The organism is Streptomyces sp. URMC 123 (assembly GCF_051386515.1).
Classification (GTDB): Bacteria; Actinomycetota; Actinomycetes; order Streptomycetales; family Streptomycetaceae; genus Streptomyces.
Genome location: NZ_JBPQTV010000318.1, coordinates 1 through 7,487, shown reverse-complemented (window position 1 = coordinate 7,487; position 7,487 = coordinate 1). Strand labels below are relative to the sequence as shown.

6 protein-coding genes are annotated in these 7,487 nt (G+C 74.6%); 3 read left to right on the top strand and 3 right to left on the bottom strand.

Features of this window, described 5'->3' with window-relative positions; genetic code table 11:
* Together ACSNOD_RS25985 and ACSNOD_RS25980 are read left to right on the top strand one after the other, a co-directional pair.
* Positions 1-1,228 (top strand): FUSC family protein (locus ACSNOD_RS25985; protein WP_436769485.1); only part of this gene is annotated, 1,228 nt, incomplete at its 5' end.
* Between the two features lie 76 nt (positions 1,229-1,304).
* Positions 1,305-1,913 (top strand): GTP-binding protein, encoded by a 609-nt coding sequence (locus ACSNOD_RS25980; protein ID WP_436769484.1) that lies wholly within the window; start codon positions 1,305-1,307, stop codon positions 1,911-1,913.
* 38 nt (positions 1,914-1,951) lie between these two features.
* Here ACSNOD_RS25980 and glpK read toward each other — a convergent pair whose 3' ends face one another.
* Both glpK and ACSNOD_RS25970 read right to left on the bottom strand, forming a co-directional pair.
* On the bottom strand, positions 1,952-3,484 hold the full coding sequence (gene glpK / locus ACSNOD_RS25975; protein ID WP_436769483.1) for a glycerol kinase GlpK: 1,533 nt from the start codon (positions 3,482-3,484) through the stop codon (positions 1,952-1,954).
* Positions 3,485-3,699: 215 nt separating this feature from the next.
* The gene (locus ACSNOD_RS25970; RefSeq protein WP_436769482.1) at positions 3,700-5,424 is read right to left on the bottom strand and encodes an EAL domain-containing protein; all 1,725 of its coding nucleotides are present in this window, start codon (positions 5,422-5,424) and stop codon (positions 3,700-3,702) included.
* A gap of 183 nt (positions 5,425-5,607) precedes the next feature.
* Between ACSNOD_RS25970 and ACSNOD_RS25965 the strand changes: the two genes are divergently transcribed.
* A complete protein-coding gene (locus ACSNOD_RS25965) occupies positions 5,608-6,435 on the top strand; it encodes an alpha/beta fold hydrolase (protein ID WP_436769481.1) in 828 nt (275 codons plus the stop codon).
* A 19-nt stretch (positions 6,436-6,454) separates the two neighbouring features.
* Here the strand turns inward: ACSNOD_RS25965 and ACSNOD_RS25960 are convergent, their stop codons facing one another.
* Positions 6,455-7,297 (bottom strand): M15 family metallopeptidase, encoded by an 843-nt coding sequence (locus ACSNOD_RS25960; protein WP_436769480.1) that lies wholly within the window; start codon positions 7,295-7,297, stop codon positions 6,455-6,457.
* Between the last annotated feature and the right edge of the window lie 190 nt (positions 7,298-7,487).

Sequence of the window (7,487 nt, the reverse complement as noted above, 5' to 3'; positions counted from 1 at the left end):
ACCCCCGACCCCCGATCTCCGAGGCCCGATGAGCGATCGTCTGCCCGTCCCGATACTCCGGGCCCTCAGGGCCCTCCCCCGACAGGACGTCTCCCTCGTCCCCAAGGCCACCGTCGCCGCTGCGGCGGCCTGGTGGCTGGCCCGCCTGCTCCCCGGCGAGGACCAGCCGTACTTCGCCGCCCTGGCCGCGCTCCTGGGCGTCTACCCCACCGTGCTGCGCTCGCTCCGCGAAGCGGGCCGCTACGGGCTCGGTTTCCTGCTCGGAGCCCTGCTCGCCGTGCCGGTGTCCTGGCTCCTCGGCCCGACCCTGTGGGGCATCGTCGCCGTCGTCCCCCTCGCCCTGCTCCTGGCCTCCTGGCCGCTCCTCGACGGCCAGGGCATCCAGGTGCCGTTCACCGCGCTGTTCACGCTGCTGGCCGGCAACGGACAGCCGGTCGGCTACGCGGCGCCCCGGCTGGCCCATGTGGCCATCGGCATCGCCGTGGGACTGCTGGTCAACCTCGCCTGGCCGCCCGCGCTGCGCCGCGCCGAGGCCGGCCGGGCGGCGCAGCTGCTGGCCCGGCGCACCGCCGACCTGCTGCGCGACATCGCCCAGGAGGTGCGCAGCGGCGAGCCGTTGAGCGCCGAGCACCGGGCCGAGCGCGCGCGGGCCGTGCACCGGGGCACGCTGGAGGTGGCCGAGGCGCAGGAGCGGGCGGCGGAGAGCCACCGTTTCAACCCGCGCTCCCAGCTGACCCGGCACGGCGACCCGCGGCCCGCCCGTACGGCGCTGGAGGCGCTGTACGCGGTCGCCGAGCAGTCCCGGGTGCTCGCCCGGGCGGCCGGGCGGGTGGGCGGCACGGCCCAGGGCCCGCCGGTGGGCGACGCGTTCCGCGCCCGGTTCGGGGAGTTGCTGGAACTCCTGGCCGAGCTGGTGTCCGACTGCGGCAGTACGGGCCGCGTTCCGCCCGAGGAGCGGCTGGACGAGGCGTGGGGCCGCTACCGGGAGCTGAGCGCCACCACCCGCCCCGGCCCGGACCCCGGCGCAGGCCCCGGCGGCGGCACGGGCGCGGATGCTCGCCTGAGCCCGGGCGCGGATGCCGCCGCCACGGTCACCGCCTCCGAGGTCTCGCACAGCCGCCTGGTGGAGAACCAGTTGTGTGCACTCGCTCTTCAGTTGCTGTTCGATATCGCGCCGGAGCGTACGCATGGGACGCCGGACGACGACGTTGTACGGTGCCCTTGCTGATGGCGGCCCCAGCGGGCGCTTGTTCGGCATGCCCGCCTGTGACCTGCGTGAACGACCGAACCGGGAGAAGAGAGCCATGGCCTTCGGGCGCTTGGGGCGACATCGTGAACCCGCCGTCGAGCCGGTGACGTTCAAGATCCTGGTGGCGGGCGGCTTCGGCGTCGGCAAGACCACGCTGGTGGGCTCGGTCAGCGAGATCAAACCGCTGCTCACCGAGGAGCTCCTCACCGAGGCCGGCCGCCCGGTGGACTCCCTGGCCGGTGTGGAGGGCAAGCGCACCACCACCGTCGCCATGGACTTCGGCCGCATCACCCTCCGCGACGACCTGGTGCTCTACCTCTTCGGCACCCCCGGGCAGGACCGTTTCTGGTTCCTCTGGGACGAGCTGGCCCGCGGCGCCCTGGGCGCGGTCGTCCTCGCCGACACCCGGCGGCTCGACAACTGCTTCGCCGCCGTGGACTACTTCGAACGCCGCGGCATCCCCTTCACCGTCGCCGTCAACTGCTTCGACGGCGCCGACCGCTACCCCGTCGAGACCGTCCGCGACGCCCTCGACCTCGACCCGGGCGTGCCCCTGCTGCTGTGCGACGCCCGCGACCGGGAGTCCGCCAAGGAGGTGCTGGTGTCCGTCGTCGAGCACGCGATGCACGCGGCCGTACGACACCGGCTGCCGGCCCGCACCTGACCGCGCGCCCGGGGCCCCGGCCCCCGTGACCCCCGCCCTCAGCCCCCACCGCCCCGGGAACCGCCCTCGTCCCCGTCGAGCCACCCGAAGCTGCGCTCCACCGCCTTGCGCCAGGCCCGGTGTTCGCGCTCGCGCTCGTCCGCAGGCATCCGCGGGGTCCACTCGGCGTCCGGCCGCCACAGCCCCCGCAGCTCGTCCAGGTCCTGCCAGACCCCGGTCGCCAGCCCGGCCGCGTACGCCGCGCCCAGGCAGGTCGTCTCGGCGACGGCCGGCCGCAGCACCGGCACGTCCAGCACATCCGCCTGATGCTGCATCAGCAGGTTGTTGGCGGTCATCCCGCCGTCCACCTTCAGCGCGGCGACGCGCGTCCCCGAGTCCTCGTACATGGCGTCCACCACCTCGCGCGTCTGCCAGCTCGTCGCCTCCAGCACGGCGCGCGCCAGATGCGCCTTGGTGGCGTAGCGGGTCAGCCCGGTGATCACCCCGCGCGCGTCGGAGCGCCAGTACGGGGCGAAGAGCCCGGAGAACGCCGGGACGACGTACGCCCCGCCGTTGTCCTCGACGCTGGCCGCCAGCGGCTCGATCTCGGCGGCCGTACGGATCACCCCGAGCTGGTCGCGGAACCACTGCACCAGCGCGCCCGTGACGGCGATCGACCCCTCCAGGCAGTACGCGGGCCGCTCGCCGCCGATCCGGTACGCCACGGTCGTCAGCAGCCCGTGCTTCGACGGCACCGGCCGGTCGCCCGTGTTGAGCAGCAGAAAGCTCCCGGTGCCATAGGTGTTCTTCGCGTCCCCGTCCGCGTAGCACGCCTGTCCGAAGAGCGCCGCCTGCTGGTCGCCCAGCGCCGACGCCACCGGCACCCCGGCGAGCGACCCCACCGCCGTGCCGTACACCTCCGCGGAGGAACGAATCTCCGGAAGCATCGCCTCCGGCAGGTCCATGGCCGCCAGGATCGACCGGTCCCACTGCAGCGTCTCCAGGTCCATCAGCAGGGTGCGCCCCGCGTTGGTGACATCGGTGACGTGCGCCCCGCCGTCCGGGCCGCCGGTCAGATTCCAGATCAGCCAGGAGTCGACGGTGCCGAAGGCGATCCGGCCGCGCTCCGCCCGGGCGCGCAGCCCCGGCACCCGGTCCAGCAGCCAGGCGGCCTTGGGCCCGGAGAAGTAGCTCGCCAGCGGCAGCCCGGTGGTCTCCCGGAACCGGCCGGGCCCCTCGGCGCCGGCCAGCTCCCGGCAGAGCGCGGCCGTGCGGGTGTCCTGCCAGACGAGGGCGTTGTGCACCGGCTCGCCGGTCGCCCGGTCCCACAGCACGGTGGTCTCGCGCTGATTGGTGACGCCCACGGCGGCCAGCCGGTCGGGGCCGATGCCGGCCGCGCGCAGCGCCCCGTCCACCACCGCCCGCACCGTGGACCAGATCTCCGCCGCGTCGTGCTCCACCCAGCCGGGCCGGGGGAAGATCTGCCGGTGCTCGCGCTGGTCGACGCCGACGACACCGCCGCTCCGGTCGAACACCATGCACCGGCTGGAGGTCGTCCCCTGGTCGATCGCGGCGACGTAACGGTCCCTCATGGCCATCCCCTCGGCTGACACGACCCTCGTGTCCAGGATGGTCGGGAAGGCGCCGAATTCTCCGAAGGCGCGAGCGGCGGAGGCCGGCGGACGGCAGGCAGCAGGTCAGGAGGCGGCAGGTCGGCAGGCCGTGGGCAGCGCGGGTCAGCAGGTGGCGGACGGCAGGTCAGCAGCCGGCAAGCAGGGCAGTGGGTCAGCGGATGGCGGACAGCGGGTCAGCCGGCCGCCGGCACATGGCGCGGCGGCTGGGGCGCCGGCTGGGCCGGCTTCCGGAACGCCTCGGCCGGCGCGCACACCCCGGGCAGCGCCTCCACCGGCCGCCGCACCTCGGGCCGCTCCGCGTCCTCCGGGCGGCTCACCACCCAGCTCGCCCCGGGCATCGCCTTGGCCGCCCGCTTCAGCGGCGCCAGGCAGGCCGCCGCCTCCCGGTGCCCGGCCACGCTGCCCGGCCGGCACACCACGGTCGCCAGCGACAGCGTCACCGGCATCCCGCCGGCCGACCAGGGCGCGTCCAGCACCGCCGCGGCCAGCGGTTCCAGCCCCTCCGGCTCCGCCAGCACCAGGAAGTCGTCCCCGCCGATGTGGCCGATGCGCGCCGTGGGCCACTCCGCCGCGGCCGCCGCCAGCGCCCGGCCCACCGAACGGATCAGCTCGTCGCCCGCGGCGAACCCCGCCCCGTCGTTCACCTGTTTGAAGCCGTCGACGTCCAGCCAGCTCAGGGAGAACTCCCGGCCGTCGGCGATCCACCGGTCCACCTCGGCGTTGATCGCGTCCGAGCCCGGCAGCCGGGTCAGGGGGTTGAGCCGCGCCGCCTCCTCCACCCGGCTCTCCGCGAGCGCCCGCACGATGTCGGCCAGATGCACCACGCCCACACAGCGCCCCGCGTCGTCCACGACCGTCACGTCGTCGCCCGTGCGGACCCGGGCCCCGGCCGCCACCACGTCCAGCACCTCCCAGGCCGTCGCGTCCGTGCCGACCGTACGGGGCTGGTCCGCGAGCCGTACGGCCGGCCGGTCCGCGTACAGGGCGTGCCCGTAGCGGCCCGAGAGGGTCAGCAGGAAGCGGTCGCGGTGCACCGCGCGGACCGGCGCGCCCTCGGCGTCCACCAGCACCACCCCGGACATCTCCGGATGAGCCGTCAGCAGCGTGCGCACCTCCTCGGCCGAGGCGGACACCGGCAGCAGCGCCGCCGGCTGGACGAACTCCAGTACGGACGGCCCGATCGGCGCCGAGGACGGCAGCGGCGGCAGCACCAGGGGGTGGTACACATCGGCGGCCGGCCGGCGCGCGGCCGGGGCGAAGAGGTCGCCCTGGGCGAGCTGGGCACCCGCCTCCCGGGCCGCCGCGCACTGCAGTTCTGTCTCCACGCCCTCGACCGCCAGCAGCCCGCCCGCGCCGTCGCAGAACCGGCGCAGCCCGGCCACCAGCGCGCGATGCCCGCGGTCGTCCGGCAGCCGGGCCACCAGCGTGCCGTCGACCTTGATGATGTCCGGCGCCAGGTCGGCCAGCAGACGCAGCGGCACATCGCCGTCGCCCACGCCGTCGGCGCAGATCCGGAAGCCGTCCGCGCGCAGCGCGCGGGCCGTCGCGAGCAGCTTCTGCCGGGGCACGTCGGTGAACGGCGCGCCGAGGTCGACGGTCACCTCCCACGTCCGCCGGCCCGCGTCGGCCACCGCCGCGCGCAGCGACGCCAGGCCGCTGAGCGCCGCGGCGGTCGCCGCGAACACGTTCACGTGCAGCGGCAGCAGGGTCCCCTGCCGGGCCGCGGCCCGGACGGCCAGCGCCGCGAGCTCCCCGTCCAGCTCGGGGTTGCGGCGGGCCTGCGCGACCACGTCGCCGACCACGGGCCGGGCGAATATCTCCAGCGCCGCCACCGATCCGGTCGTGAGATTCACGACGGGCTGGAAGGCGAAGCGAAGATGGTCCGTCCAGGAGCGCACCCCAGCATGATGTCCTCGGTCAAGGGACAAGGGCGCACGATTCACGCAGAGTTCACACTCCGCACCGGAGAGTAGGGGTCCCTCCTCGGCCGCGCCTCCCGGCCCCCGGCGGGTGGGGTGCCGCAGGCCGCCGATAGCCTCGCCGAGCGACCCGACCGGGCCATCGGCGGCAAGGAGCAACGGATGCCCATCGCGCACAGCAACGGATACGAGATCGCTTACGAGGTGTCGGGGGACGGCCCCCCGCTGCTGCTGCACCCGGGCATGTTCCAAGTCGGCAGCCACTGGAGCCGGGCCGGCTACACCACGACGCTGACCGCCACCCATACCGTGATCACGGTGGACCCGCTGGGCCTGGGCGGCAGCGGTGCCCCGCGGGACCCGGCGGCGTACGCACTGGAGCGGCGTGCCGAGTACGTCACCGCCGTGCTCGACGACGTGGGAGCGGACACGGCGGCGTTCTGGGGCTACTCGCTGGGGGCCCTGACCGGCTACGCCGTCGCCCTGCACGCGCCCGAACGGCTCACCCGGCTCGTGGCCGGCGCCTTCGACCCCCTCCACGGCTTCCGGTCCGCCGTCGACGCGATGCTGCGTCTCCTGGACCTCCCGGCCGACACCGACCCGTACCCGCTGATGCGGCAGGCGGCCATGGCCGATCCCACGCTGGCGGAGGTCATCGAGGCCGTTCACCCGGCCGCCCTGCGCGCGAACTTCGACGCGTTCCTGCACGAGCCCGGCGTGCACGCCGGGCTCGCGGCATCCGATGTCCCGATGCTCATGTACGCGGGCACGGCCGACCCCTGGCACCAACCGATGCGGACCTTCGCCGAGAGGACCGGCACGCGGTTCTTCTCCCTGCCGGAGGTGGACCACGTCGAGGGCTGGGGCAGATCGGCCGATGTGCTGCCGCGCGTGCTGCCGTTCCTCATGCGTGATGCGGCCGGAACCGCCCGCCGCCAGGACGTGAACGCCCGGGAAGCGAGCGCCCGGGAAGCGGCGCCCAGGACGTGAGCGCCCAAGACGCAAGCGCTTAGGACGTGAGCGACCGCCGGGAGACGGGGAAGTCGAAGTAGGTGTGCGGGAACGGCTCCCGGCGGAGGCTGTAGTGCCACCACTCCTGCGCGAAGTTCACGAACCCCACGCCCTCCAGGGTCTCCTTCAGCAACAGCCGGTGCGCCCGCTGCTCACCGGTGATCCGGGGGTCGAGGGTGTGCGACAGGGTGTCGAAGCAGTCGAACCCCGTGCCCATGTCGACGGAGTTGTCCGGAAAGCGCTCGGCCTTCGGGGCGTAGCACGGCTTCAGCGGCTCGCCGCGCACGTACGGCCTGGTCGGCCACGCCGGAAGCCGCACGATCGTCACATCCAGCGTGCTGCCCCGGCTGTGCCCCGACCGCTCGGCGACATAGCCGTCCGTGAACAGCCGGCTCTTGTCCACCCTCGGGTGGAACTCGCCCCGCATCGCCGTGTCCCGGAGGTCCTTCGCCCAGGTCGCGAAGTGGTTCACGGCGCTCTGCGGGCGGTAGCAGTCGTAGACCTTCAGCGAGTAGCCCCGGGCCAGCAGCTCGCGCTGCGCCGAGCGCAGCGCCCGGGCCGCGGCGGCGGTGAGGATGCACATCGGCTTGCGGTAGCCGTCGATCGGGGTGCCGACGAAGTTGTGGGCCGTGCGGTAGCGGATCTCCTGGCGGATCGTCGGATCGACGTCGTGCAGCGCGACGAACTCCTTGGGCGCCTTCGGCCCCGGGGCGTGGGAGGGGCCGCCCGTGGCGGCCGCGTACGCCGCCGGCGGCAGGGCGGCCACCGTCAGCGCCACCGCGAACAGCGGGGCGAGCCGGCGCGGCAGGGCGCGGGAACGCGATACGGGGAGAGCGCGCATGGCGGTCCGGAGAGATGAGAGGAGAAGGGGACGGGAGGGGAGGGGACGAAGGGGCGGACGTACGGCCTCGCGCCCCCCACCTCAGCCTAGTGGCGTCCGACCGGGCGGCATCCGCTGTGACCCGGAAGCGGCACGTCCGCCCTCACCCCGGAACGCCGCGCACCCGAACGGCGTAGCCCAGGTCGTCCCC

Excerpts from the sequence above, each read along its gene's own strand:
- glpK (WP_436769483.1), bottom strand. The coding sequence starts at position 3,484 with ATGAGGGACCGTTACGTCGCCGCGATCGACCAGGGGACGACCTCCAGC.
- ACSNOD_RS25965 (WP_436769481.1), top strand. The coding sequence starts at position 5,608 with ATGCCCATCGCGCACAGCAACGGATACGAGATCGCTTACGAGGTGTCG.
- ACSNOD_RS25960 (WP_436769480.1), bottom strand. The coding sequence starts at position 7,297 with ATGCGCGCTCTCCCCGTATCGCGTTCCCGCGCCCTGCCGCGCCGGCTC.
- ACSNOD_RS25980 (WP_436769484.1), top strand. The coding sequence starts at position 1,305 with ATGGCCTTCGGGCGCTTGGGGCGACATCGTGAACCCGCCGTCGAGCCG.